General features: G+C 69.3%; 14 protein-coding genes. All 14 read right to left on the bottom strand.

Going from position 1 to position 26215, the window contains the following annotated elements; translation table 11 throughout:
- Window positions 1–183: 183 nt before the first annotated feature.
- A complete protein-coding gene (locus QRO93_RS13480; protein ID WP_180878653.1) occupies window positions 184–12579 on the bottom strand; it encodes a filamentous haemagglutinin family protein in 12396 nt (4131 codons plus the stop codon).
- Window positions 12580–12812: 233 nt separating this feature from the next.
- The gene (locus tag QRO93_RS13485) at window positions 12813–13949 is read right to left on the bottom strand and encodes a substrate-binding domain-containing protein (protein ID WP_133934842.1); all 1137 of its coding nucleotides are present in this window, start codon (window positions 13947–13949) and stop codon (window positions 12813–12815) included.
- Window positions 13950–14166: 217 nt separating this feature from the next.
- Window positions 14167–15366, bottom strand: coding sequence for a type II secretion system inner membrane protein GspF (gene gspF / locus QRO93_RS13490; protein WP_180878654.1), 1200 nt, complete (start codon window positions 15364–15366; stop codon window positions 14167–14169).
- A gap of 7 nt (window positions 15367–15373) precedes the next feature.
- Window positions 15374–16807 (bottom strand): type II secretion system ATPase GspE, encoded by a 1434-nt coding sequence (gene gspE / locus QRO93_RS13495; protein WP_180878655.1) that lies wholly within the window; start codon window positions 16805–16807, stop codon window positions 15374–15376.
- The gene (gene gspD, locus QRO93_RS13500; protein ID WP_180878656.1) at window positions 16804–19191 is read right to left on the bottom strand and encodes a type II secretion system secretin GspD; all 2388 of its coding nucleotides are present in this window, start codon (window positions 19189–19191) and stop codon (window positions 16804–16806) included. The genes gspE and gspD overlap by 4 nt, the downstream gene beginning before the upstream one ends.
- Entirely contained in the window at window positions 19188–19715 is a 528-nt protein-coding gene (gspM, locus tag QRO93_RS13505; protein WP_180878657.1) for a type II secretion system protein GspM, read from the bottom strand. The genes gspD and gspM overlap by 4 nt, the downstream gene beginning before the upstream one ends.
- Window positions 19712–20875: a type II secretion system protein GspL gene (gene gspL / locus QRO93_RS13510; protein WP_180878658.1), complete on the bottom strand. Its 1164-nt coding sequence runs from the start codon at window positions 20873–20875 to the stop codon at window positions 19712–19714. Before gspL ends, gspM begins: the two co-directional genes overlap by 4 nt.
- Complete coding sequence (gene gspK, locus QRO93_RS13515; RefSeq protein WP_180878659.1) at window positions 20872–21777, bottom strand: type II secretion system minor pseudopilin GspK; 906 nt, start codon at window positions 21775–21777, stop codon at window positions 20872–20874. Before gspK ends, gspL begins: the two co-directional genes overlap by 4 nt.
- A 9-nt stretch (window positions 21778–21786) precedes the next feature.
- Window positions 21787–22224 (bottom strand): type II secretion system major pseudopilin GspG, encoded by a 438-nt coding sequence (gene gspG / locus QRO93_RS13520; RefSeq protein WP_006449266.1) that lies wholly within the window; start codon window positions 22222–22224, stop codon window positions 21787–21789.
- A 57-nt stretch (window positions 22225–22281) separates the two neighbouring features.
- Window positions 22282–22866 (bottom strand): hypothetical protein, encoded by a 585-nt coding sequence (locus QRO93_RS13525; RefSeq protein WP_258010888.1) that lies wholly within the window; start codon window positions 22864–22866, stop codon window positions 22282–22284.
- A gap of 119 nt (window positions 22867–22985) precedes the next feature.
- Window positions 22986–23537, bottom strand: coding sequence for a hypothetical protein (locus QRO93_RS13530; RefSeq protein ID WP_049457019.1), 552 nt, complete (start codon window positions 23535–23537; stop codon window positions 22986–22988).
- Window positions 23538–23595: 58 nt separating this feature from the next.
- Window positions 23596–24576, bottom strand: a complete 981-nt coding sequence (locus QRO93_RS13535) for a DUF4880 domain-containing protein (protein WP_180878660.1) — start codon at window positions 24574–24576, stop codon at window positions 23596–23598.
- A gap of 69 nt (window positions 24577–24645) precedes the next feature.
- The gene (locus QRO93_RS13540) at window positions 24646–25176 is read right to left on the bottom strand and encodes an RNA polymerase sigma factor (RefSeq protein ID WP_006449274.1); all 531 of its coding nucleotides are present in this window, start codon (window positions 25174–25176) and stop codon (window positions 24646–24648) included.
- A 16-nt stretch (window positions 25177–25192) separates the two neighbouring features.
- Window positions 25193–25873: a TonB C-terminal domain-containing protein gene (locus QRO93_RS13545; protein ID WP_053449926.1), complete on the bottom strand. Its 681-nt coding sequence runs from the start codon at window positions 25871–25873 to the stop codon at window positions 25193–25195.
- Between the last annotated feature and the right edge of the window lie 342 nt (window positions 25874–26215).

The raw sequence follows: 26215 nt of genomic DNA on the forward strand, positions 1-26215 counted from the left end.
ATCTACTGGCGGGCAACGACGCACTGCTCTCCTGCCGCCGGGCGCACTCCTGCACCCGGCGGCGCCGTGTCGGTGGTCCTCACCGCTGATGGCCGCTCCCTGCCCTCCGTGCCGTCCTGGCTGGGGCCGCCACCCCTCCATGGCGGCTGGCCCGATGCTGCCGTCTGCAGCGCTGATCGATGCTCAGCGGCGCTGCTTGCCTTCGTCGCGCCTGGCCTGCGGGAACTGGAAGGCGCTGTTGTCATCGTAGCCACTGCTGGCGGTGTTGCCACGCGCCGGCGGCTGGATGCTGCTGGTGCCACTGCCGAAGCCGAGGATCTGCACGCTGATCACCGACGGCTGGTTGCGCCGCGCGTCGTCCTGGCTCTTGCGCATCACATCCTGTGCGGCCTGGCTGGCACTGTTTGCCGCCGCACTGGCTGCTGCCAGCGCGTTGACGTTCACCGTTGCCAGTACCGGCAGGCCCTTGCTCTCTCCCTGCACCTGGATGTTGGCGGCGTTGAGCACCTGCAGCGCAGCCAGGTTGATGTTGCCCGAGACGCGGATGCCCGCTTCGCCCGCGTCGATGGTGCCGAGGGGCGCGATCAGGTCGACGTCGCCGGCCGGCACTTCCGGAATCGGATTCAGCGTGGCGAAGCCCGCGCCGGTCGCAGGCGCCAGCGGTGACAGCACGACGTTGCCCCAGCGGTCGTAGACACGGCGCGGCGGGGTATGCAGCAGCGTGGTGCGCGAGCCGCGCCCGGCGCTGATGTTGCCCTGCTCCGACCAGCCCAGGATGTCACCGCCGAAGGTGGTCATCACCCGCGACAGCCCCAGCAGCACGCTGTCCTGGCTGAACAGCCGGATATCCCCGCGGCCCTGGGTGATTAGGCCCGAACTGGCTGGCGGAACCTCGCCCGCCACGCCCAGTACGATCTGGCCGCCCGGCGCCAGCAGCTCGATGTTGCCACCGGCTTCGGTACGCACGCCGGAGCCACCGAACATCACGATGTCGCCGGTCCGGTCGAGAGTCGCACCGTTCGCATCCTTGTCCGGCATCAGGGTGGCGATGGTTTCGCGCCCGCGCAGGTAGGAGCCGAAGCGCGGCCCCTCGGCATCGTTGTACTCGCGGCCACCCTCGCGCAGTTCGGCATAGAAGACCTGGCGCAGGAAGATGTGCTGCTGCTCCTTCGGCAGCGCATCGAAGGCGGCCAGCGCGGAGCCGTCGTCGACGCTCATGCCGAATCGCTGCGACAGCCACTGCTTCAGTTCCGCGTCGTAGATCTTGGCCACCTTCCCCGGCTGCGATGCCAGCGGCTGCGCAGGGTCGGCAAGATTGGCAGCCCCCAGGTAGCGCGCGCGCACCGCATCGAAGGCGATGTGCTGGTTGCCGGCGGTCAATGAAACGCTGGCACCCGGCCGGGTATCGCCCTGGATCAGGCCGCCAGTGGTGGTCACGCTGCCCGCGTCCTCGAAGCGGAGCTGGCGGCCCGCGCTGACATCAACGTTGCCCGGTCCGGCCACGCGCACCGTGCTGCGCACCACATCGCGCCCGGCCTGCACCACGGTGATGTCGGTGGCAGTGGTGTTCATCGCGCCGATGCTGGACACCAGGATGTCGCCGCCGGCGCGCACCTGCACCGGGGCGGAAAGATCGCTCCAGTTGAGCAGGCTGCGCGTGCCCATGGCATTGTCCAGCGTCCACTGCCCACCGGTCCTCAGGCCGACGATGTCACCCTGCACTGCATAGAATCGATTCGGCGCGTTGGTGCCTTCGCGCAGTTCCCGCGCCAGCGGCGCATTCGGGCCGAACGCGAACAGCGGCAGCGAGGCGCGCGGATTGCCTGCCACGCCATCCACCGAAGCGTTGCCGATCACCGTGGCGCCCACCTCGGCGGTGAAGGCCGGTGCGAACGGCGACGGCAAGCGCACATCGGCGCCGGAGCTGCTGATGTCGGCACCGCGCATCGGCACCAGGATCGAGTCCATCGCCAGCACTTCCAGCGAACCGCGTGCCGAGGGTGCGGTCAGCAGCACATCGCGCGCATCACCGCCCGTGGTCGAAGTTTCCGCAAGGCGGATGCTGCCGCTGGCGGCCAGCATCCGCAGCTGCGAGGGATACAGCCAGTAGCGAAGATCGGCACCGCCACGTTGCTTCACCGCCTCGGCGAACAGTTCGCCGGACTCGGCGGTGGCCATCACGGTTCCCCTCTGCTGGCCGGGTGCGAGGTCGCCACCGGCCGAGATCAGGTCCACCGCGGTATTGGCGGTCCACAGCGAGAACCAGCTGCTGGAAGCGGCGGTACGGCCATCGCCCAGCGCCAGTGCGTTGTAGCTGGGCACCGGCACCCGGCCGGCATCGGCCACACCGGCCAGCACCAGGTCGCCGCGCGACTGCAGGGTCGCCACCGCGTCGCCCAGCACCAGCACCGGCCCGCCCATGGCATCGCCCAGCTGCGCGCGGAACGGATCTTCCTGCCTCAGGCCGCTGTACGGCGCCACGTAGTGCGCCACATTGGTGACCATGCCACCGATGCGTGCCGCGTCCAGCTGCATGCGCCCGCGCAGGTTGACCAGCGCACCACTGAGCGGCAGGTTGGGCTGGTTCAACGATGGATCGCTGGTTGCCAGTGCAAGGTTCGGATTCAGCGCGCCACCCAGGCGCACCGCCAGGTCGCCGCCACCGGTCAGGTGCAGCGTACCGTCGGCCTCGACGCGCCCGGTCGAGCCCACCGCTGCCACCACGCCGGACGAATGGCGTGCCAGTGAATTGACCACGGTTCCGCTGGCCACGCCCGCGTCACGGCCGGCCTCGAGGGTGAGGTTGCCGCCACCCAGCGTGCCGAAGCCCATGAAGCCCACCATGCGCGCACCGGTCAGCGTCGGCAGGCTGGTGTAGCTGCCGAAGTTCACCCACCAGCTCGTCGCCGTGGACGGTGCCCCGGCCACGCCGGGGCTGCCCTGGCGCCACAGCCAGTTGCCCACCGCACTGGGGGCAAAGCCCGCGCCTTCGCTCTGGCTGCGCGGCGTGACATCGAATCCTACCTGGCCGGCGCTGTCCCACAGGTCCCCACGGATGTCGCGGCCCGCGGAAACGGTCAGGTTTCCGCCCTGGTCCGGATACCAGGCCTGCCATGCCCCCAAGGCCGCTGCATAGCGCCCGTCCGCATCGGTCGGCCCAAGCACGGTGGACAGCCCCGGTGCCGGCGCCCGGCCCGGATTGAACACTGCATCGCGCCCGTTGCCGAGCGATGTCGGGGCGCCAGCGGTGTACACACCGAAGCCCGACATCATCCGCACGTCGCGGCCGGCCAGCAGCTGCAGGTCGCCCTTGCCGGTGCGCAGCACACTCCACAGCGGAGTGCCGAGCTTCGAGCCATAGATCGTCTTCTCGATCAGTTCACCGCCGCCATAGCAGTAGTCGGTGATCGCGCAGAAGCTCTCTTCGGTCATGCCGAAGATCTCGGCGAATTCCTTCGCCGACATGCCCACCGCCGACTCGTCGCCCACCAGGTCCAGCGAGGCCTGCTTGGCCACCAGGCGCGGGGCCAGGCCGCAGAAGCCTTCGCCTGCGTCGCACAGCGTCTGCTCGTCGACGCCCAGTTCTTCGGCCACTTCCTTCAACGGTCGATTGGCGTAGGAGGGATCGCCGATCAGCGCAAGCGCGCCATCCAGGGTGAGGACCCGCTCGCCGATCCACTCGCTGGTCTTCTGCACGGTGCCTATCGTTCCATAGTGGCTGTCGGCCAGGATCAGGTCGCCCTTGGCATCCAGCCGGCGCAGGCGCGGATCGGCTGCCGAGGTATCGGCACCGGCCACGGCAGTGACATCCCACGACGTGGTGCCTTCCGGCAACATTGCCGCCAACGCCCAGTTGCGGCCCTGCCTGCCGTTGGCATCGGCCGGCCGCAGGTTGACCGGCTTGCCGCCGGGCAGCTTCACCGCGGTCATCGACGGAATCAGCGAGCCCGGTGCCAGTGCAACCGCGCCGGACAGTTCCATGGCCTCCGGCAACGCCGCGCCTGCCGGCCAGAGCTGCGCCGCCAGCGTTGCTTTCGAAGCGAGCCGGAAGCCGGCGCCCAGCCGGTCACCGGCTGCCAGCTGCAACGGCTGCTGCAGCAGGCTGCCCGCGGCCAGCACGGTGCCGTCGGCGAGGGTGACGGCTGCCGGCAGCACCGTGCCCGCCGCCAGCAGCAGGCGGGCGCCCAGCCGCATCTCCGCCGGCAGCACGGTGCCGGCGGGCACATCGGTCTGCGTGACCGGGATCGCGTAGTTCAGCACCGCGCCCTTCGGGAAACGTGTCGCGGCCTGCAGCGTCACGCCATCGATGGGCACCACGATGTCGCCGCCAAGCGGCGTGATGCGCAGCGTATTGGCATCGGCCGTCTCTCCGAGCATCCAGCCCGACTCATCGGGGTTGGCCGGAGGCGGCGCGAAGCCATCATTGATGCTGCCGTAGATGCTGAGATCGCCCGCTGCGCGCAGCACCAGCGCAGCCGACTCGCCGAATCCACGGCGCAGGGGGTCATTGCGATTGGCCTGCGGACCATAGCGGTAGCCGGACAGGTCCAGGTCGCCGCGCACGGTCAGGTTGCCGGTGGGATTGTCGGCCGATACCTGGCCCACGATCTCCACGCCAGGCCGCAGGCGCACCTTGCCCAGTGCCGCAGTGCGCGCCGCCAGATCGGCGTTGCCGAGGGCGGCGTTCATCCATGCCTGGTTGTGCGGATCGACCACCGTGTCCAGCCATTGCTGGGTGACCAGCTGCGGCCGATGGCCATTGACATCCGGCGTCGCTGCCAGCGGGGCGTCGGTATAGCGCCGGAAGGCATTGACCAGCACATCCCGCGCGCCGGTGACCGACGCACCGGACTCGGCGCGCACTGCTGCATCGTCAGTGCCCCGTCGCGGCACATTGAGGGTGAAGGTGCCTCGTGCCACGCCATCGTTCTGGCCGGGCGCGTCGCCCTGTGCAACCGCGGTGCCGCTGCGCAGGTCAACGCGCGCGGCACTGCCCAGCACCACCTCGCCGTCGCGGCTGCCCAGCTCCACCAGCGCACGGTTGCTGCTGTCGATGATCTTGCCGTAGCTGTCCACCCGCAGCCCGCTGCCGTGTGCATCCAGCCGTCCATCCACCTGCAGGCGGTCACGCGCGGCCAGGCGGATGCTTCCCACCTGCTCTCCGCTGGCGTCGATGGTGCCGAGCACATGCAGGCTGCCGCCATCGATGCTGAGCGCAACGTTGCGCGCCTTCAGCGTGTCGGTCACGGTCAGGTCGCCCTGCTTGAGCTGGAAGCTGCGGGTACCGAAGAAGCCGCCCGCATCCAGCTGGCGATTCAAGCCGGCGAAGTCGGAAAGCTGCTGCGCGCGCAACAGCAGTTCGCCGCTGTCATAGGGCACGGTGCTGCCACCGGTGGCCTGGCGACCACTCGCGCTACCACGCAGGGTCCCGGCCAGGTCGATGCGGCCCGCGTTCTCGCCCAGCGCATTGGCGGTGATCCGCCCTGCGCGGTTGTTCGATGCCGAGACGTCGATGCTCGAGCCAGCGGCGGCCAGCACGTTGCCCTGGCGGGCGGTGAGTTCAACGTCGCCGCCCCAGCTGTACTTGTCCAGATCGTCCATGCGGATGCGGCGCCCGGCCAGGTCGATGCGGGCGTTGCTGCCCAGCACCACGTCGCCGTCCGCCCTGGCCTGCAGGCGGCCCGAGGCCAGCGCCACGGCAGAGTCGATCAGGATATTGCGTGCCTGCAGCCCCAGTTCGGCGCCCAGCGCGTCGTGCCCCTGGGTCTGGCCGGCGCCGCTGATGCGCAGATCACCCCCGCTGCGTACCTGCAGGGTGCTTCCCGCCGCGCCGGTCAGCAGCGGTGCCTGGATGTCCAGTGCGCCGCCGCTGTACTGCCAACCCGTGCCGGCCTGGTAGGCGCCCTGGGCCTGGTAGACATCCAGCGTGCCCTTGCCGGCGAACTGCACCTGCTGCGTGGCCCGCAGCGAGACGCCGTCGAACCCGAGCACCTGGCGGTTGGCCGGCACTTCCGAACTGGGGCGTGTATAGGGCGCGCGGCCGAGGATCAGCGAGCGGGTGTTGAGCTCGAGCTGTCCATGGCCGAGCCGATCGACCATCGCTGCGCCCGGCGCCTGCGGGGTACCGTCGGTCAGCACCGTCGATACCGCCTGTGTGCCATCCCATACCAGCGTGTCGGCATAGATGCGGGCCTGGTCACCGGCCTTGCCGTAGCCATGGATGGCCGGCGCCCCCAGCACCAGCTCGCGCAGGCTGCTGTTGCCGGTGGCCGGATTGCGGGTGTCCAGGTCCACGCTGCCGAATACGTTGATCGCGTCGCGTGCGGACAGGCTCAGTGTCTCCAGCGCGGGCGTGCCAAGCGCGGTATTGCCCCGCAGCAGCTGCTGCAGGGTCTGCTGGTTCAGCGCCAGCCCCTGCGGCAGGGCACCCTGTGCAGCCATCGCCTGCAACGATGCAGCATCACCGAGGTTGATGGCGGTCATCGACAGGCCCAACCGGCGCGTGCCATAGCTGACATTGTCGCGCAGCTGGAACCCGCCCTCGGTACTGACATTGATGCTGCCCTCGGACAGCAACCGGGTCTGCCCGGTGCAGCTGTCGCTGCGGCAGGCGCCCACATCGATCGCCACCCGGGCGGCCGCGCCCCCCGACAGCAGGTTGGTCTGGCCGTTGGACACGGCCAGCACGCCCGTGGTCGCGTCGAGCTTCATCAGATAGCCATCGGTGGCGTCGTAGCCGGGCTTTCCACGCCCGACCGTACTGATCACGGCGCCCTGCTCGATCACCACGCCCGCGCCACCGGCTGCTGCGCCCAGGATCACCTCAGGGGCGCTCAGCGTTGCACCGGAACGAACCAGCACGCCGCCGCCTTCCGATTTCACATTCAGCGTGCCGGGCAGAGTGGCGTCCGGACGCAGGGTCACACCGACCATCAGGCGCGAGGGCTGCAACGCCGTGAGCGCGTCGGCGAAAATGGCCGCCATGCTGCCCGCGCTGGCGCGCTGGCCTGCACCCAGCACTTCCAGCGTGCTCGGGCCACCATTGCCGACCACCGACACCGTACCGCCGAAGCCCTTGCTGCCAGCCTCGGCCGCGAAACGTGTCATGCCCTGCATGCGCAGTGCGTCTGTGGTGCCCAGGCCTGCACCGGCGCCCAGCGTCAGCCGCAGCGTGCCGGCGTCCACCGACTGCATGCCACGCGCGATGCCACGGCGCGCCGCATCTTCCTGCACGAACGCGTTGTAGCCGGTTTCGTTGTAGCCGGAGTGGCGGCGCACCACGTCGGCCGGGGTCAGCACCAGGTCCGTCCACAACGGCGATGCGGCAGGCGCAAGCCCCTGCGCCTGCTGGCCGCTCACTTTCCACGAGCCGGTTCCGGTGGCGGTGGCCAACGCCTGCTGCGTGCCCTGCGCCCCTACTTCCACCCGGAACGCGCCCGGCTGCAGCGCGTAGGACGCCGGCAGCAACGTATAGGTGCCCGCCGCCAGGCCCGGCACCCCTTCAGGCACGGTGATGCGCTGGCCGATGCCCGGGTCGGCGCTGCCGTCGGCCAGGCCCAGCGGCGCGATGCCGTTGCGGTAGGACGGGACAATGGCATACACCGCGTTGCTGCTGGCGCTGAAGGTGTAAGCCGGATTGGCGTCACGCAGTGCGTGGCTGCGCACGTCCACCGAGCCGCTGCGGCCACTGACGAACCCTGCGCCGGTCAGCGTGCCGCCACCGGACAGGTCCAGCAGCGCACCGGCCTGGATGTCGACACTGTTGGCATGCAGGTCGACACCCACCGTGTCCACGGCGCTGATCATGCCCACCAGGCTGGGGCTGACATCCTTGCCGTTCAGGCGCCAGCGCTGGCCATCCACGGTGCCACCGAAGGGAACGCTGAGGCCGGCTGCGCTGCTTGAGGTCACACTGCCGGGCAACAGCGTGATACGCGACGCGACATTGCCTGGGCCCAGGCCGCCGATCACCAGCTGTCCCAGCGGCGCGCGCACGACGCCTCCCTGCTCGACCGTGGCGGCAACCAACGCCAGCGAACCGAACACCGAATCGGCCGCAGGAGGCGTGGCGCCGGTGCCATGGATGCGAAGCACGCCCTTGGCATCGGTCCAGTTGTTCTGTCCACCCAGCACGTCGTAGATCGATACCGCGATACGGCCCTTGGTTCCGGCAACCGGATAGATCTGCGCGGCCGTGATGTCCAGGCTCGACGGCGCCAGCAGCTGGGTATCGAAGAAGTTGCTGTTGCCACTGACTTTCGCCAGCAGCCGCAGGTCGCCGCTGCTGGCAAGGTGGGCGCTGCCGAAGCCGGCCAGATCGACCGTATCGCGTACGTCCAGCACCTGTGCCGAGGCGCTGAAACTGTGGTTGCCGGCGTCGGCACGGGCCGCCACCGGCGCCACAAAGGGATTGTCCGAGGTGTCACGGAACCAGCGTGCCTGCGCAAGGCGCACATAGGGCGCCTGCACGTGCAATGCCGATCCCGCCGCGCTGCCGGTGGCCATGCCCATCGCGGCATCGCTCAGCCCGTACAGGCGCAGGCTCTGCCCCACGCGCAGGTCGACATCCCCCTGCGCGCGAAGATCGCCGAACACCGAAAGATGGTCGAAGCCACCGGCCTGCACCTGTGCCGCCGACAGCTCGGCGTGCCCGTGCTGCAATGGCGTGGACGCGCCAGGGGCTGCATCGCTGGACTGCTGCACCAGGGTGATTGCACGCGGGCCAAGCTCCGCAGCGCCCGCCCGGCGCTCGTACACCCCACCGCCGAAGGCCACGCCCAGCGTGCCGCCCTGCGCGCCAACGCCACCGGCCGCCGCCCGCAGCGTGCCATCCAGGTACAGGCCATTGGCCGAGCGCAGCACGATCGTGCCGCCGTCGCTGGCCACGGAGCGGGTGCCACTGCCATCCACCGTCAGCGTCTCACGGGTACCGGACGCATCCAGAACCGCGCCGCGCTCGACCACCACGAAGGCATCCAGTGGGCGGTTCTCCAGCGCGTCACGCGACTCCCAGTCCAGCGTACCGCCGATCCCGATGCTGCCGCCCGAGTGCAGCACGCCCTGGTGGCGACCCGCGGCGTCCTCCGCGGCGAAGCTGTCGCCGGACACATCCAGCAGCGCGTTGCTGCCGATGCGATAGCGCAACGGGGTGCCGCCGATCTGGTAGCGCTGCTGGTTGTCGCGCACATCGTCGAGGCGGATGCTGCCTGCCTTTGCGATCAGCGCACCGGCCACGTCGATGTTGCCACCGCCGCGCAGCTCGATCGACTGCCCGGCATCGACCTGCACGACCGCGTTGCTGCCGATCCTTACATCTCCGCCCAGCGTATTGCGCTGCGAGCGCAGCAGCACGCTTGCGCCCTGCCGCTGGGTGACCGACCCGCTGCCCGGGTCGAAGGCATACAGCGGTGCCGTCCAGGCCTCCAGGCCCTCGCCTGCGATCGCTGCATCGGCAGCGGCCTGGCGCACGCGCAACGTCGGTGCGCGCACGTCCAGCTGGGTGCCATCGGCCACCTCAAGCCCGGCATGGCCGTTGATGTCGTACTGACCGAATCCGCTGCGCAGCAGCGTCGGTGACAACCACAGGCTGCCATCGTCGCGGGCCCGGTCAGCCAACGTCACCTTGCCCCCGGTCGCCAGCTGCAGGGTGCCGGCCCCCGTGCCGCCCAGGCCGCTGAGCCGCCCGTCCAGCTGCAAGCGCCCACTGCCGTCGGTGGTCACCTGGCTGCTGTCGGCCAGCAGGGCGATGTCACCGCCCTTGCCTGTACTGGCCTTGCCCTGCAGGTCGACGCGTCCACCTGCATCGACACTGATGCGGCTGCCTGCGGCCAACGACACATCATGGCTGCTTTCCAGCTGCACGCGACCGCCGTTGATCCATGCCTGCGCGCTGCCGGCGCCGCCGTCCAGGCGCTGGTTTGCCCAGCGCCCGTCCAGGTCGATCACCGCCGCTTCGCCCAATGCGACCACACCACGGCCGTTGGCCTGCACCACCTGCATGCGGCCGGTGGCGTCGGCCAGGAGGTTGCTGGCAGTCAGGCTGCCACCGCCAATCCGGACCTGGCCGTTGATGTCGACGCGGCCACCGACCAGGTTCAGCTGCCCGCCATCGGCAAGGGCCAGCTCACCGTCGATGCGGATGCCGCCTGCCGTCGCCAGGTCCAGCCGGCCCCACTGCTGGGCGCTCAACTGTGCGCCATCGAGCCAGACGGTGTTGCGACGGCTTTCATCCAGCGCGCTCTGCAGGCTCCAGCGGGCGGTCGCCGCCGCGGCCGTGCCGATGCGCACCTGCGAGTCGAACACCGCATTGCGGCCGGTACCGTCGTAGCGCCCCAGCCACAGCTGTGCGCCGCGTGCCACCGCCGTCTGCGATTGCACGTAGCCATCGGTGCTGCTGCCCGGTGCCCGCGTCTGCCGCACGCCATTGAACACGGCCGTATCGATCTGCCCCTCCAGCACCGCGGTGGGCGCCGAAACCAGCAGCCGCCCGGCATCGCGTCCCACCGTGTAGCCATTCTCGTAACGCGATTCATTGCCGATCAACGGATTGCGCCAGGCTTCGGTGATGCCCCAGCGCGCCTGTTCCACTTCAAAGCCGCGATACAGGCCGGCGAATCCACGATCCACCGGCGCGTCGTCCAGGCGATACAGCTGTCCATCGTTGCCGCGCAGCCAGCTCTCCTTGAGCATGCCGCTGGCCACATCGAGGCTGCCGCCGGACAGGTTGATCCGCGAACCCGCGGCGCTGACCACTTCGCTGCCGGCAAGCTGCACGGTGCCGCCCTGCGCGGCCCATTCGCCGATGGAGTGGCGCTGGTTGCCCAGGTAGCCGCTCACTTCCAGCAGCCCTCCGCCGGCATACCAGCGTTCGCCTTCATGGCCGCCGGTACCGGCCGGCACGTAGATCAGGCCGCGCCGGTCGACCCAGACCCGGCTGCTGTTGAGCGTGCCGGCATCGCGCACGTCCGGGGCATCGCGCAGTTCGTTGCCCTGCACGTTGATTTCCAGCTGGTTGCTCTCCATCGCCACCTTCACCCCGGTGGCACCGGATACATCCACGCGTGCGCCTTCGCCCAGCAGCGTGCGCTGGCGTGCATCGACCACGATCTGGCCGCCGGTCGCCAGGGTCAGCGACCCGGCCTGGGCCTCGACCGTGCCCCCGGAGACGATTTCCACGCGCGACTGGTCGCGCCGATCCTGCAGCCGCGACAGGTTGTCGAATGCCCCCTGTGCGGCGGTACTGCGCACCTTGTCCTGGGCCGCCGACTCGTTCAGCAGCGCCTGCCGCTGGCTGTCGAGCGCGGTGGTCTTGCCATCGTCCTCAAGCAGGATGGCCGTGGTGGCATCGCGGCCGAGGGTCACGCTGGCCTTGCCATCGCTGGCGGAGCTGAGCAGGTGCACGGTGCCGCGCTGGTTCAGGGTGCTAGTGGCGACCGCAACGCCGGCCTGCTCGACATGGCGTCCGGCCAGCGTGATGTCGCCTTCGCGTGCCTGGATCAGGCCGCTGTTGCGCACATCGCCTGCCGTGCTGCCCGCCACGAAGCGCGGCGCGATCTCGTTGCCACCGGTGGTGGACGACGTGTTCTGTGCCGTGCCCACGCCGCGCCGGATCACGAAGCTGTCGCCCGCGGCGAGCTGGGTCTGGCCCTTGCGGGTGTCGATCTGGCCGGCATTCTCCACGCTGCGCCCCGCCAGCAGGACATAGCCGCCCCCGCGCGTGGCCGTGGTGGGCTCATGGGTGGCGATGCGGGCACCTCGCTCCACCATCACCTTGCCGAACGCCTCGGTCAGCGCATCCGAACTGGCGTTGACGCTGTACAGGCCTTCATCACGGAACTGCGTGTCGCTGATCCGCGCGGCCGCCGCCACCAGGTTGCGCACGTTCACCTGGCCGTTGTTGCCGAAGATCACGCCGTTGCGGTTGACCACGAACACGCTGCCGTCGGCCTTCAGCTGGCCGAGGATCTGGCTGGGCCGTGCGTTGGGGTCGTTGACCCGGTTCAACACCGCCCAGTCCGCGTTCTGCAGGAAGTTCAACGTGGTGTTGGCACCAATGTTGAAGGTCTCCCAGTTCAGGATCGCCTTGTCTGCGGTCTGTTCGATGCTGACCTGCACGCGGCCATCGGCGCCCTGCGCCTGGATGGCCTCGCGCGCGTTGGTCCAGCCCCGCGTCAGCGGGTTCTCATCCACCTTCAGGCCGTCCTTGCCCAGCCCGTCGGCCACCACGAATCCCGCATCACGCCGGGCCTGCCTGGCTTCCTGCTGCAGCCGCTGCTGCAGCGCGATGGCCTGTGCGGCGGTCCCCAGGTTGTCGATCGACTGCTGCAGCTGCTGGCGGGCCGCATCCTGCTGCTGCGCGGGCAGCTGGAACTGGATCGGCACCCCGCTGGGCATGCGTCCACTCTGCGCGGCCGCGCCCTGGGCGGCACCGCGGTCGGCAAACCAGGCCGGGCTGAAGGCCTGCTGGGCCTGGCTGGCCGGCGCCACCACCGTGCCAAGCGCGACGGCGACGGCCCAGGCCATCGGGTGGCTGCGGCGCAGCGTGGACGGGCGCGAAGCGGTCGTGAGCGGATGCGACATCTGAACCTCGTCAACCTGGTTGGGCGGCCGCGATCGCGGCGCGCTCTGAAGGATCGGGCGGCACGCGCCCTGCTTCTGTAAGACGGGGACGGCTGCGTGAAGCCGACATCAAAAGACAGCGCCGCCGGTGCAGGAATGGGCCGGATGCCTGCCCGGTCCGGGGCCGGCAGCCACACGCAAGAGAGCGCCGGCCTCACGGCCGGCGCTCGGTTAAAGCACTGCGTTCGACGCGATTACGGGCGGCCGAGGCCGGCGCAGGCGCTGGCGTTGTTCACGCCGTTGACGCTGCTGGCGAGCACGAAGCGGTTGCGGATGGCATCACGCCAGGCCGGGGTGAGCGGAACGAAACCGTGGGCGCGCGACGCGGCATCGTTGTTGCCGTTGTAGTGGCCCAGCAGGAAGCCGCGCAGGGCGAGCGCAACGTTGCCGGCCTTGTAGCACTGGCCCAGCTCGAAGGTGGTGTAGCCCACGATCGGGTAACCGACGGACGGCGGGTTGGTGAACACCGGGGCCCAGTTGCGCACGTCATTGGCAGCAGCGCCGGTCGGCGGCAGCACCGTGTCCAGGGTGGCCTGCACGCTCGGGTCGTTCGGCGAGAAGCCACGCACCTTGGCGATCTTGGTGGCGTCGCTCAGGTTCGGCACCACGTCCGGGCCGATGTAACCAATCGCACCGGTGGTGGCGTAGACCTTGTCATACAGCGGCTGGCTGCCCAGCGCCGAAGCGGTGGTGAAGTTCGCCGGCAGCGACGAGAACTGCTTCCAGAACTCCTGGGTGGTGCTGAACTTGCCGCCGATCAGGGTGCTGCCGGCGGTGTCGCTGGCCGAGCAGGCGCTGGCCAGGAAGCGGGTCAGCAGTTCGGTGGTGCCGCTCTTCTCGTTGCGGTACACGACGGTGATCGGGCCCGAACGATTCGCATCCAGGGTGCTCCAGTTGGTGATCTTGCCGGAGAACACGCCGCACAGCTGGGTGACGCTCAGGTCGAGATTGCCACCGGCGCTGTTGAACGGAACGGTGACCGAGGTGCCGACCGACGGAATCTGGATCAGCGGGCCGTAGGTCGGGGCGAAGTTGGCGGCATAGGCGGCGATCTCAGCGTCGGTCAGCACCGAGTCGCTGCCGGCGAAATGCACGGTGCCGGTGGTCTTGAACAGGTCGGCACGGTTTTCCAGGAAGGCCTGCTTGCCGGTGCCCGAACCGGTCACTTCATAGCTGAAGTTGGCCGGCAGGATGCTGTCGGCCGAACCCTTGTACAGCTTGGCCGGCAGCGAAGCGCCACCGCCCTGCACGAGCGACTGCGCCGAGGCGGCACCTGCGGTAGCCAGCAGCGCGGTGGCAACCAGCGCGGCCAGGGTCTTGTACTTGTTCATGATCTTCTCCTGAAGGGTTTACTGCGAAGGGAAACACCAAGGGAGGAACGGTCACTTCACGCCTGCTGCCGCCGAGGGCCTCCCAGCCCACTCTGCGGCGACGTGTCCATGCTGGTCCGCGCCGATGACAGGCCGCTTAAGAAACCTGTGGAAGATCAGGAAAAGGTGTGGAGGATTGTGTGGAGAATCGAGCGATCCATCCGCGCAGGGCGTGGATCTACTGCACCAGCTGGTTCATCTCCATGATCGGCATCAGCACCGCCAGTACGATGGTCAGTACCACGCCGCCCATCACCAGGATCATGGTCGGTTCCAGCAGTGCGGTCAGCGCCATCGCCCGGCGCTCGATCTCGCGTGAGATGGTCTGTGCAGCGCGATCCAGCAGGGGTGCCAGCGAACCGGTCTTCTCGCCACTGGCCACCAGGTGCACCAGGATCGGCGGATAGACTTTCTGCACCTTCAGCGCAGCACCCAGCGCCGCACCTTCGCGTACCCGCGCGGATACGTCGTCGGCGCAGCGCGACAGCAATGCATTGCCCAACGTCTGCCGCGCCGCCTCCAGGGCACGCAGCAGCGGCACGCCGGCATCGAGCAGGATCGCCAGCGTCGAGGCAAAGCGCGCACTGTTCACGCCCAGAACAAAACGCCCCACCATCGGCAGACGAAGCAGCATCGCATCCCAGCGCAGGCGCAGCTCTGGCCGGCGCAGTGCAAGCCGCCACGCTACCACCAGCGCGCCACTGCCCAGTGCCACCCACACGCCCCAGCTGCGCACGAACGCGCTGGCAGCCAGCATCACCTGGGTCAGCATCGGCAGCGTCTGCCGCGCCTGCACGAACGCAGTCACAACCTGCGGCACGACGTAGCTGAGCAGGAAGATCACGATCGCCACCGATACCAGGCTGATCGCCGCCGGGTAGATGAAGGCCGTCAGCACCTTGGCCTGGAGTGCATTGCGCTCCTCGATGTAGTCGGCCAGACGCTCCATCACCCGGGCCAGATCACCGGAATCTTCACCCGCACCGACCAGCGCACGGTAGATCGGCGGGAAATCACGCGGCCGCGCGGCCAGTGCCACGGTCAGGCGCTGGCCGGCGCGCACGTCGGCACGCACCGCGGTAAGCGCCTGCGCGACGTGCGGGCGCTCGGCCTGCTCGATCACCGCGCTCAGCGCGCTTTCCAGCGGCAGGCTTGCGGCCAGCAGGCTGGCCAACTGGCGCGTGGCCCAGGCCAGCTCGCTGGCCGACAGTCGGCGTGCGCCCCAGCCACTGCCTGCAGCGCGTGCCGCACTCACCTGTACCGGTGTCAGCCCGCGTCCGCGCAGCAGCTGGCGCGCGCTGCGCGGGCTGTCGGCATCCAGCTGTCCTTTCTCGATGCGGCCCTGCGCATTGGCGGCCTGGTAGTCGAACAGTGCCATCGTCGCCTCAGGCGTCGCCGGTAACGCGCAGGATCTCTTCCAGCGTAGTCACGCCACTGTCAACCCAGCGCTGGCCATCCTCGCGCAGGTTGCGCATGCCGGCACGCCGCGCCGCCTCCCGCAGCGCAGGCTCACCCTGCCCTTCGTGGATCAGGGCGCGCACGCTCTCGTCGACCACGAACAGTTCATGGATACCGGTGCGCCCGCGATAGCCGCTGTTCGCGCACGCCGCGCAGCCCACCGCGCGCCACACGGTACGGCCCTCGCCATCCACCTCTGCACGCCGGCACTGGGTGCACAAGCGCCGCACCAGCCGCTGCGCCAGGACGCCGCGCAGCGAAGAGGCCAGCAGGAACGGCTCCACACCCATGTCGGCCAGGCGGGTCACCGCCGAGATCGCGTCGTTGGTGTGCAGCGAGGCCAGCACGCCATGGCCGGTCAGCGATGACTGCACCGCGATCTGCGCGGTTTCCAGGTCGCGGATCTCGCCGATCATGATCGTATCCGGGTCCTGGCGCAGGATCGCGCGCAGCGCGGTGCCGAAACTCATGCCGATGCGCGCATTGACCTGGATCTGGCCGATACCCGCGAAGTCGTACTCCACCGGGTCTTCCACGGTCAGGATGTTGCTGGTGCTGCTGTCGAGCTGGCCCAGCGCGGCGTACAGCGAGGTGGTCTTGCCGCTGCCGGTCGGGCCGGTCACCAGCACGATGCCATGCGGTTGCCGGATCAACCCGGTGAAGGTCGCCAGGGTGTCGTCGGCCATGCCGAGCCGCTGCAGCTGCAGGCGGCCGGCATCCTTTTCCAGCAGGCGCAGCACAGCGCGCTCGCCATGTCCGGTCGGCACCGTGGACACGCGGATGTCCAGTGGCCGGCCACCGACCCGGATCGCGATGCGGCCGTCCTGCGGCAGGCGCTTCTCGGCGATATCCAGGTGCGCCATGATCTTGATGCGCGACACCAGCGCCGCATGCAGTGCACGGCGTGGCTGCACCATGTCACGCAGGGTGCCATCCACCCGGTAGCGCACCACCGAATGGGTCTCGAACGGCTCGATGTGCAGGTCGCTGGCACCATCGCGTGCGGCCTGCGCCAGCAGCGCGTTGATCATCCGGATCACTGGCGCGTCGTCCTGCGCGTCCAGCAGATCGGTGACTTCCGGCATGTCCTGCATCAGGCGGTCCAGATCCACTTCGCTTTCAGCGGCACCGACCACCGCTGCGGCATCGCCGCCGTCGCGATACTGCTCCCCCAGCCGTTGCTGCCATGCGGCGGCATCCAGCGCCTGGAACGGCAGCGGGCCATGCCGGCGGCGCAGTTCGGCCACTGCCCAGGCGGCGGTTTCGGCAGTGCCCAGCAGCACCGGCTCGCCGCCGGCCTCGGCCAGCATCACGCCATGGCTGCGCACCCAGGCATACGGCAACGGCGCGGTCGTGCTCACGGACCGATCACCAGTTCCGGCGTGTAGCCCAGCCCGCGCAGCTGCTGCAAGGCCGGGTCCAGCTTCGAGGGATCGCGTGGCAGCCGCACCCGCAGGCGCTGCCCATTCCCGCCCGGCGTGGCCTCGGCATAGGCCTGCAATCCCAGCGCCCGTGCCTGCGCCACGCCCTGGCTGGCGCGTGCCACGTCCAGCCCCTGCGCGAACTGCACCAGCTGTGCATCACCCTCGCCTGCCGGATACAGCGCCGCCAGGCTGCTGTTCTGCAACGGCTGGCCCTGGCCATCGCGCGCATTGCCCTGGCCCAGCACGGACAGATCCTGCGGCGGCAGCTGCGGCGCGGAAAGCGCGGGTAGTGCCCAGCTCTGTGCCGGCTGCGCACCGGCCTGCGCGTTGCGCATGTAGTCGTAGCGGTCACGGGTCAGACGCTGGCCGGCGGCCGGGTCGCGCACCACGTGCGGGCGCAGGAACACCATCAGGTTGGTCTTGGCGCGCTTGCGCGTATCGCTGCGGAACAGCGCCCCCAGCACCGGGATCTTTCCCAGCCCCGGCACCGCATCGCGACCATGGCTGACGCTGTCTTCCAGCAGCCCACCGAGCACCATGATCTGGCCATCGTCCAGCAGCACGCTGGTGTCCAGTGCACGCTTGTTGGTGATGATGCCGGCCGTGCTGCTCGCGCTCTGCGCGTCGATGCTGCTGACTTCCTGGTAGATGTCCAGCTTCACCGTGCCGCCCTCCGAAATCTGTGGGCGCACGCGCAGCTTCAGGCCGACGTCCTCGCGGACGATGGTCTGGAACGGGTTGTTGCTGCCGCCCCCGCCGTCGGTCACGTAACGACCGCTGACGAACGGCACGGTCTGGCCGACCATGATGCTGGCCGCCTCATTGTCCAGGGTCATCAGGTTGGGCGTGGACAGAATGTTGGCACCGCCCCGGCTCTGCAGCGCATTGGCCAGTGCCTTCATGTTGAGGATCTGGCCGACCCCCGGCAGGTTGATGGTGCCGTCGATGACACCGATCTTCAGGCCATCCTTGGGCAGCACGTCCAGGGTGGTGCGCGCGCCGGTGTTCAGTCCGCTGCCACCGGTGGTGCCGCCGAAGTGGGTGCCACCGAAGATGCGGCCATTGCCCAGCATCCATTGCACGCCCAGTTCGGCCGCGTCGGTCTGGTTGACCTCCACGATCAGGCTTTCCACCAGCACCTGCGCGCGGCGCTGGTCAAGCTGGTCGATCACCCGCCGCAGGTTGCGGTACACCGGCTCGGGCGCCGAGATCAGCAGCGTGTTGGTTGCCACGTCGGCCTGCACCGAGATGCCGTTCTGGCTGAAGCCGGTACTGCCGGCCTCGATCGGGTCGCGGCGGTTGGGATCAAGCCGTTGTGATTCCAGCGCATTGCCGCCGGCCTTTGCCTGTTGCGCCTGCGCCTGCGACGGTTGTGACGGCGTGCTGCGGCTGGCATCGCCGGGCAGCGGCGTGATGCCTTCGTTGCTGCCCATTGCCGGTGCATCGCTCTGCCCGGCCACCACGCCGCGCAGAACCCCGGCCAGCTGGTTGGCCTGGGCGTTGCGCAGATACACCACGTGCAGGTTGCCGGACTCGTCCTGGGCCTTGTCCAGCTTCTCCACCAACTGCCGCGCCAGGCGCGTGCGACCGGGGCTGCTGGAGCGCAGCAGGACGCTGTTGCTGCGCGGATCGGCCATCACCACCACCTTCTGGCTCGGCTCGGCGCCTTGTGCATCCAGCAGCGGCGCCACCATCGCCGCCACGTCCACCGCGATGCCCTGCTGCAGCTTGACCACATCGGTGTCCATGCCAGCCGGCGTATCCACGCTGGCGATCACCCGCGCAATGCGCTCCAGGTTGTCGGCGTAGTCGGTGATCACCAGGGTGTTGTTGCCCGGGTTGGCCGTGATCGGGTTGTCCGGGCTGATCATCGGCCGCAGCACCGCCACCAGTGCAGCCGCATTCTCGTAGCGCAGCGCGAAGGTTCGCGTGGTCACCTCGCCGCCGGCGCCACCCGCACCGACGCGTCCGCCGAGCAGCTTGGCGTCGGCCTGTGGCACCACCCGGCTCACCCCACCGTTCTCGACCACGGCGAAGCCACGCATGCGCAACGCACCCAGCAGCAGCTGGTAGGCCTGGGTACGGCTGACCGGCCCCTCGGAGACCACGGTCATCTTGCCGGTCACCCGCGGATCGACCAGGAACTGGCGGCCGGTGAAGCGCGCTGCCATGCGCAGCACGCCACCGATATCGGTATCCACCAGGTTCAACTGTACCGGTTCATCGCGGGCGTCCTGCGCCAGCACCACAGCCGGAACATGCGCCATGCCCACGATCAGGGCCAGCGCGCTGCTGCAGGCAAGACTGCGCATCGCTCTCATGAATGTCCACCCGCAACGGGTGCCATCACGATGTTTCCGGTAATCCGTGCCGCCGGCATGTTCGCATCCCCTGTACGTGTCAGTTGCAGCTGCTGCAGTTCGATGGCCGGATCAGCCAGCACCGGCAGCAGCCAGTTCCACAGCGCGTCGGCGGGCACGCCCTGCACCTGCAGGTGCCAGCGCCCGTCGCGTGCTTCGATATGCAGTCCTTCGGCGAGCCCGGCGGACCGGATCCGTTCGCGCAGCCCGGCCAGCGTCGGGCGTTGATCCCGGGCCTGCTGCTGGCGCTCGCGGGCGCGCAGCAGCGGCGCCAGTGCGCTGGCCTGTGCCTGCAGTCGCGGCAGTTCCGCCTGCCAGTGCGTACGCTGCTTCAGCAGCGGCTCCAGCCAGAACGACCACAGGCCTGCCATCAGCAGCGCACCCATCATCACGCCGAGCATCAACCGGTCGCGAGGCGGCAGGCGCTGCCAGCGCTGCTGCAGGCCTGCCAGGCCCGCACCCCGGCGCAGGGTCGGTGTGGTCACCGGTCGCCCCCGCTCACGCGCAGGCGCCCATCGTTCGCGCGTGCCAGCTCCAGGCCCTGCGCCTGGGCTGCCTGCTGCCACTGCTGCAGCCGTTGCGCGTCGTCGGCCAGCGCCTGCACATCGGGGTCCAGTTCAAGGTCCAGCTGCCCCGGCTGGTAATGCAGGCCGCGAACCTGGCCGCCCAGTTCCGGAATCGCCTGCAGCGTTCTGGCCACCTGCCGCTGCACCGCCGGCAACGACGGCATCGGCGCTGGTGCGGCCAGCGCACGCCGCGCCTGCAGCACCGGGTCCACCACATCGGTGATCTCGGGGAAGCGCGCGCTGAACTGCCGCGCCATGTCCTGCTGCAGCGCCTCGCCCTCGCTGCGCCAACGCGAAACCTGCAGCTGCAGGCCCAGTGCCGCCAGCAGCACCGCGGCCAATGCCAGCCCGATCGCCAGCCGCGGCCGCTTCCGGGCCGCACTGGGCAGAGGCAGAGACCACCCCGGCAGCGGTCCGCAGGCCTGCAGTTGGTGCGCGACCGCCGTTGCAGGCAGGCTTTCCGGCCATCCTGCCGGAACGCTGCCGATCCACTGCACGGCCTGTACGCCGGACTGCTGCAGCCGCGCCGCCAGCGCCTGCATGACCGCGCCTGCGTCACGCCCGCCACACCACTGCACGCCGCCCCGGTCACGCCCGCTGCGCACCAGCAGGTGCTCACCGCAGGCCCACAGCGTCGCTTCCCCGCCGTTCCACGGCAGCAGCAGCGGCGTCGGGTACAGTGCGCGCAGCCGCAGGCCGAACGCTTCCAGCAGCTGCTGTGCCTGCACCATCGCCTGCTGGCCCAGCCAGGCGACCGGCACGCTGCCGTCATCGGCCTGCGCGCCGTGCGCCAGGGCCACCTCCTGCAGGTCGTCCAGCAGCATCGCCTCCACTTCGCCCTGCAATGCAGCCTGCAGCCTGCGCCCGGTCAGTGGCGGCAGCTGCAGCTCCAGCAGGATCAGATCGTGCGGATCGAGGCAGGCCAGCACCTCGGCCTGTGGATGGCGCTGGCCCAGTGTCATCAGCGTCCCGCGACCATGCGCCTGCACGGCGCCCTTGTGCAGCAGCGCCCAATCGACCTCATTGTCGGTGCGCAGGCGCTCCAGCGGTGGCAGGCAGATCCTCAACTGCATGCTCATGCGCCGATCCTCGTCCACACGCGTTGCACGCGCACACCGTCATCGCGGTACTCACGCCAGATCAGTGCCCGGAAGTCGACCGCCTGGCCGTCGGCCTGTACCTGGCCGACGGCGAGAAACCACTCACTATGAATGCCAAGGGGCACCTGGGCCATCTGCGCGCTGCTCAGTTGGAGTCGATTGGCGATGTCACCGCGATTGAGCAGCCAGTGGCCACCGTCACGCTCCCCGAGCAGCGCCTGCAGGCGCCCCCGCTCGACCTCGGGCGTGACCGCCTGCAGCACGCTCAGATCGCTGGTGTTGGCATTGACCAGGGTCTGCGCCGGCAGCACCACGGTGCGCCGCGCCAGCGCCTGCACGGCCAGCGGATCCGACCCCGCAAAGGCCTGCTCGATCAATGATTCGCGCGGCAGTGGCGCCTGCGCCTGGAGGTCGCCATCGCGCAGGCGCACCTGTATGTGCTCGGCCGCAGCGGCGCAGGCGCCCTGCCCCAGCCCCTGCCCGGCGCACAGGGCGATGAACGCGTGCCGTGCGTCCGGGTCCGGCTTGCCCTGTGCCAGCAGATTGCGCAGGTTGAACATCGATTGCGCATCGACCAGTTGCAGCTGTACCGGAAGCGGCACCTGCGATTGCAGCGGCCGCGCCCAGCGCCCGCCGCGCACCGTCGTCACCTGCTCGCGCGCGTCTTCACGCAGCTGCTGTGCCGCGCGCTCCAGCGAGGCGTCCACGGTCATGCGCACCTGCGCACGCAGCTGGTCGCCGCGCAGCATGCGCAGCTGCGCCGACTGCCGGGTGAGCAGCGCGGTGGCGATCACCGCCACCAACGCCACCACCAGCATCGCCACGATCACCGCCATGCCACGCTGGCCGGCGCATGACACCGAACGCACCCGGGCTGCCATCTGCGCGCCTCACAGCTGCCAGGAGCCGATGTCCGCGTTGCCGGCATCGCCGCCCGGCTTGCTGTCCGCACCCAGCGAGAACACATCGATGTCGCCGTGGGTGCCGGGAATCTGGTACTGGTAGGGATGGCCCCACGGGTCATTCGGCAGGCGGTCCAGATAGGGCGTCACCGGCATTGCGCCGCCGCCCTGCGGTGGCGTCACCAGTGCCTTCAGCCCCTGCTCGGCAGTGGGGTAGCGTCCGTTGTCCAGCTTGAACAGCTTCAATGCCTGCATCAACGCAGCGATATCCTGCCGCGCCGCCACCACGCGCGCCTGGTCGGGGCGATCCATCAAGCGCGGCACGATCAAGGCGGCGAGGATGCCGATGATCACCACCACCACCATGATCTCGATCAGGCTGAAACCCTGCTGCCGTGCCCAGCGACCACGAACCTGCCTTGCCATTGTTCCGCCCCTGTCATCCTGGAAGAGACCGCTGCGCCATGGTCAGCGGTGCATGTGTCAGTACGATAAACATCCGCCTGCTATTCGCTGCGCCTGCACCTGCAGCGGCACTGTGCGCCCTGCAGGCACGCGCGCGGCCTCCAGCAGCGGCGCAGGAATTTCGCCCAGCGTGTCTTCAATGCATGCACGCAGCAGCGACTGCGCGCATGCCTGCAGCAGCCGCACGCACTGCATCGACGACCATGCCGTGCCGTGACCGAGGCCGACAAACAGCCGATAGGCCTGGTGGTAGCGCAGATCATCGAACACCCGCTGCGCGCTGTTCAGATCGCGCAGCACCACCAGCAACGCGGCGCGTTGCAGCGCGCGCGTAGCGCCCGCATCAAACGGCAGCAGGTTCATGACAGTCTCGGGCCAGGGCCGCAACTGCACATCAAGCACCCTGCGCAGGGCCAACAACGGATGCGCGCTGCTGTCCAGCGCTGCCCAACGCGCAGCATCCGCCCACGCGTCGCTGGACAGCACCCATACCCACGAGCGTCCATAGCGTTGCACGTTCACCGGCGCATGCCGTGCCTGCTCCAGCGACTGGCTCAGGTGCCGGTCCAGTTCCAGCATGGTGACACTGCGACTGTCTGCCATCGGCATCGCCTGCGCTCCGCGACGCGTGATGCGCCGTACTCAGGGAAGACGTCGGCAGGGCGGATGAAGCGACAGCGCAAATGCCTCTCTGTGCGCTGCGTAGCGCTTCCTCATCGGCGTCATCGCAGCGTCATCCGCCTGCAGGCTTCGCGCTCCAGGCGCGGCACGTCGCCGCCACAGCGACGCGCCAGCACGGCCACCTCGCTGCGTTGCGCGAAGGCCGCCAGCGCATCGGTCATCGCCACGTCATCCAGCCATGACGCCATCGCAACGCGCAACGGCGAAAGCTGCCAGCCCTCCATCACGCCATGGCCTCCGGCCACAAACCAGTGCCACAGCCGATGATGCTGCACCTGGTCGTGCAGCTGCGCCAGCTCATCGATTGCGTACATACCCATCAGCAGCAGCGCCCTTGCCATCGCCGCGGGCGCCAGCGCACCCGTCTCTGGCAGCGGAAGTACCTGCTGCTGCAGGCGCAGCAGCATCGCCAACGGATGCGATTGCGGATCGAACTCCAGCAGCACCGCCTGCTGCTGCCATTGCGCTTCGGAGACCACGCACACCCACGGTGATCCATAGCGATGCACCATCAACGGTCGTCGTTGCGTGGTCTCCAGCAACGCCGACAGATTGCGACGCAGATCCAGCACACCGATGGTCTCGTTGCGCACCCTTGGCATCTCCTTGCTTGCAACGGCCCTGCGTGAAGCGCGGGGCCAGCGTCATCATCTAACCAAGGACGGCGATGCCACCCGGAAAGCGACGCAGATCCAGCGACATCGACTGTCGCAGCTGTTCAAGGGCCGCGTCGGGATCATCGATGCGGAAGCGGCCGCTGACCGGCGCACGTGCCAACGCCGATTCACCCAGCACGATCCTGCCGCGGCGATAGCGGTTGATCTCGTCCACCACCTCACGCAGCGGTGCACGGCGGAACACCAGCATGCCCTCGGTCCAGGCGCTCACCTCCGAGGCCACCGCCTCGGCCACCACGCCACTGAGGCGCTCGTCGTAGCGGGTCTGCTGCCCCGCCTGCAGCTGCAGGCGGCCCTGCGGGTGCTCGATGCGGGCGCTGCCGTGCAGGCAGGTGACCCGCACCTGGCCGTGGGTGTTGCGCACGTCCAGGCGCACCGCGCCTTCGTCGGCGATCACGCAGCCCGGCCCGGCAAACAACGCCAGGCGCAGCCCGGCCCGGGTTTCGATCGCGGCCTGTCCCTGCACCAGTTCAAAGCCCTCGCCATCGGCGGCGGCGCGGCGGCGCAGGCTGCTCTGCGTATCCAGATCGATCTTCAGCTGCGGCACCGGCGTGATCTGCAGGCGCTCGCCAGTGCCGGTGTGGAAATCGGCGGCCATTGCCGTGACCGGTGGCCACAGGCCCAGCGGCGGGCGGATCGCGGCGACCACCACCAGGCTGGCCGGCGCGGCAATGGCAGCGCCAAGGAAGGCACGCCGGCTCCAGCGCTGTGCACGGCCCGGTGCGACCGGCTGGCGTGCCTCGGCCGGCAGCTGTTCGCCCGCCAGCCGCACCTGGTCCCACTGCCGCCGTGCACGGCCGAAGGCCTCTCGATGGCGGGGATCGGCGTCGCACCACGCGCGGAACCTGCGCCCATCGGCGGCGGTGGCCTCGCCCGAGGTCAGCCGCACCACCCACGCATGCGCCTGACGCTCGACGGCATCCAGCGGGCGTTGCGGGCGATCGTCAGCGTCCATGGGGGCTCATGCCGGACCCGCACGCTGCGGGGTTCTGCTCGGCGTCAAAGTGTAGACGGATGCCGGCGCTCAGAACCGCACCTGGCGCCCCTGCCCGCTGCGCTCGGCCAGGTAGTCCTGGGCCGCCTTCAGTTCGCGCTGCACCAATCGCAGCGACACGCCCAGGTGCTCGGCCACGTCCCGCTGCTGCAGGCCATCGACGCGGATGGCCAGCAGGATGCGGCGGCGGCGCTCGGGCATGCGCTGCAGCAGGGCGACCATGTCCTGCAACGCGAAGTCCAGTTCCGCGGCCTGCGCCGGGCCCGGCGCCGGATCGGCCAGGTCCATCAGCGCATCCACCTCATCCAGGCTCAGCAGCCGATGGTCGGCGCGTTGGCGGTCGATCACGGTGTTCATCGCCATGCGCAGCAGGTAGGCCGCCGGGTTCTGCACCGCGTCCAGCCGATCGCGGCGGGCGCTCAGGCGCATCCAGGTATCCTGCAGCGCGTCGCCTGCCAGCTCTTCCGAGCCCAGCTTGCGCACCAGGCGCCGCTTCAGCTCGTCATAGGCCCCCAGAAGGTGGTCCATCAGGTCAACTGCCCCAGCCGTACCGTTGCTCATGTTCGAATCCTTGAAGTCATGGAAGGGGCGAGCGCCGGCCACAGTCGTGGTCGATGCCGGAAGGTCGGATCTGCAGCGTCACCGGCTGCGGCAGCGCGGCGGCATCGAGCGCCAGCACCAGCTGCGCCAGCGCCTGCAGCAGGCGTGCGTCGCGGCCTGCATTGCCACTGCCGGATACCATCTCGGGCGCGTGCACCTGGCCGTCGCTGTCAATGCGGAAGCGCAGCGTTGCTGCATAGCGGCCCGGCGCGATGCCCGGGTCGTCACAGAACGCCTCGCGCAGGCGCTGCTGCACATCGCCATAGCGACGGCGCCGCTCGGCGTCGGCAGGTTCGCTGCCGCTCGTCATTTCATTCGCGGATTGCGCGCCCCGGCGCAGCACCACGCGCTGCTCGCCGATCACCTCTGCCTCGATGCCGGTGTCCTGCAGCAGCGCCTGCAGCGCAGGCAACGGCGGCAGGCTGGCACGCAGCGCATGGCTGCTGCGCCCTGCGGCAAGGTCACCCGGATACATCACCGACCACCCGCTGATGACACTGAAGCGCTCGACGGCCAGCTCCAGCGGCTGCGCCGGGATGTCGTAGGCATGAACACCGTCCTGTGCGGCGGCCGCGAAGGACAACAGCAGCCATGCGGCGATGGCCACCCTCCAAGTTCTGACCGCATGGTGTCCATTCAGCCCCCTGACGTAGAACACATGACCCTCGGCAGCGACAGCAGCTGCAGTGCACGCGCGGCACGACCGGAACCCCGGCCCGCGCGACCAGCAAGCGGGTTCAAACCGTACCGGCAGCACATGTCATTGCGATGACCAGCGCCCACGGCCGAGAGCGAGCCCGGCCGCGCGGAGCCCGCTGTGAAGCAACGGCATCCGGCCCCATGCCGACCAGAGCGTGTCGACCAAGGTCGACACCCACCAAGAGCAGCTGAGGTCGACACTTGCCAAGAGCACCTAAGGTCGACACCCGCCAAGAGCAGCTCGTGCCGTTCCGGCACCTCGCGGGGAACTGTCGAAGGCGGGGTGGGGGGGGGGGGGGGG

The organism is Stenotrophomonas maltophilia group sp. Smal17, assembly GCF_030237045.1.
GTDB classification, from domain to species: domain Bacteria; phylum Pseudomonadota; class Gammaproteobacteria; order Xanthomonadales; family Xanthomonadaceae; genus Stenotrophomonas; species Stenotrophomonas forensis.

Bases quoted from the DNA above. Each gene is read 5' to 3' on its own strand.
- QRO93_RS13480 (WP_180878653.1), bottom strand. From the start codon at position 12,579: ATGTCGCATCCGCTCACGACCGCTTCGCGCCCGTCCACGCTGCGCCGC.
- QRO93_RS13485 (WP_133934842.1), bottom strand. From the start codon at position 13,949: ATGAACAAGTACAAGACCCTGGCCGCGCTGGTTGCCACCGCGCTGCTG.
- gspF (WP_180878654.1), bottom strand. From the start codon at position 15,366: ATGGCACTGTTCGACTACCAGGCCGCCAATGCGCAGGGCCGCATCGAG.
- gspD (WP_180878656.1), bottom strand. From the start codon at position 19,191: ATGAGAGCGATGCGCAGTCTTGCCTGCAGCAGCGCGCTGGCCCTGATC.
- gspL (WP_180878658.1), bottom strand. From the start codon at position 20,875: ATGAGCATGCAGTTGAGGATCTGCCTGCCACCGCTGGAGCGCCTGCGC.
- gspK (WP_180878659.1), bottom strand. From the start codon at position 21,777: ATGGCAGCCCGGGTGCGTTCGGTGTCATGCGCCGGCCAGCGTGGCATG.
- gspG (WP_006449266.1), bottom strand. From the start codon at position 22,224: ATGGCAAGGCAGGTTCGTGGTCGCTGGGCACGGCAGCAGGGTTTCAGC.
- QRO93_RS13525 (WP_258010888.1), bottom strand. From the start codon at position 22,866: ATGGCAGACAGTCGCAGTGTCACCATGCTGGAACTGGACCGGCACCTG.
- QRO93_RS13535 (WP_180878660.1), bottom strand. From the start codon at position 24,576: ATGGACGCTGACGATCGCCCGCAACGCCCGCTGGATGCCGTCGAGCGT.
- QRO93_RS13540 (WP_006449274.1), bottom strand. From the start codon at position 25,176: ATGAGCAACGGTACGGCTGGGGCAGTTGACCTGATGGACCACCTTCTG.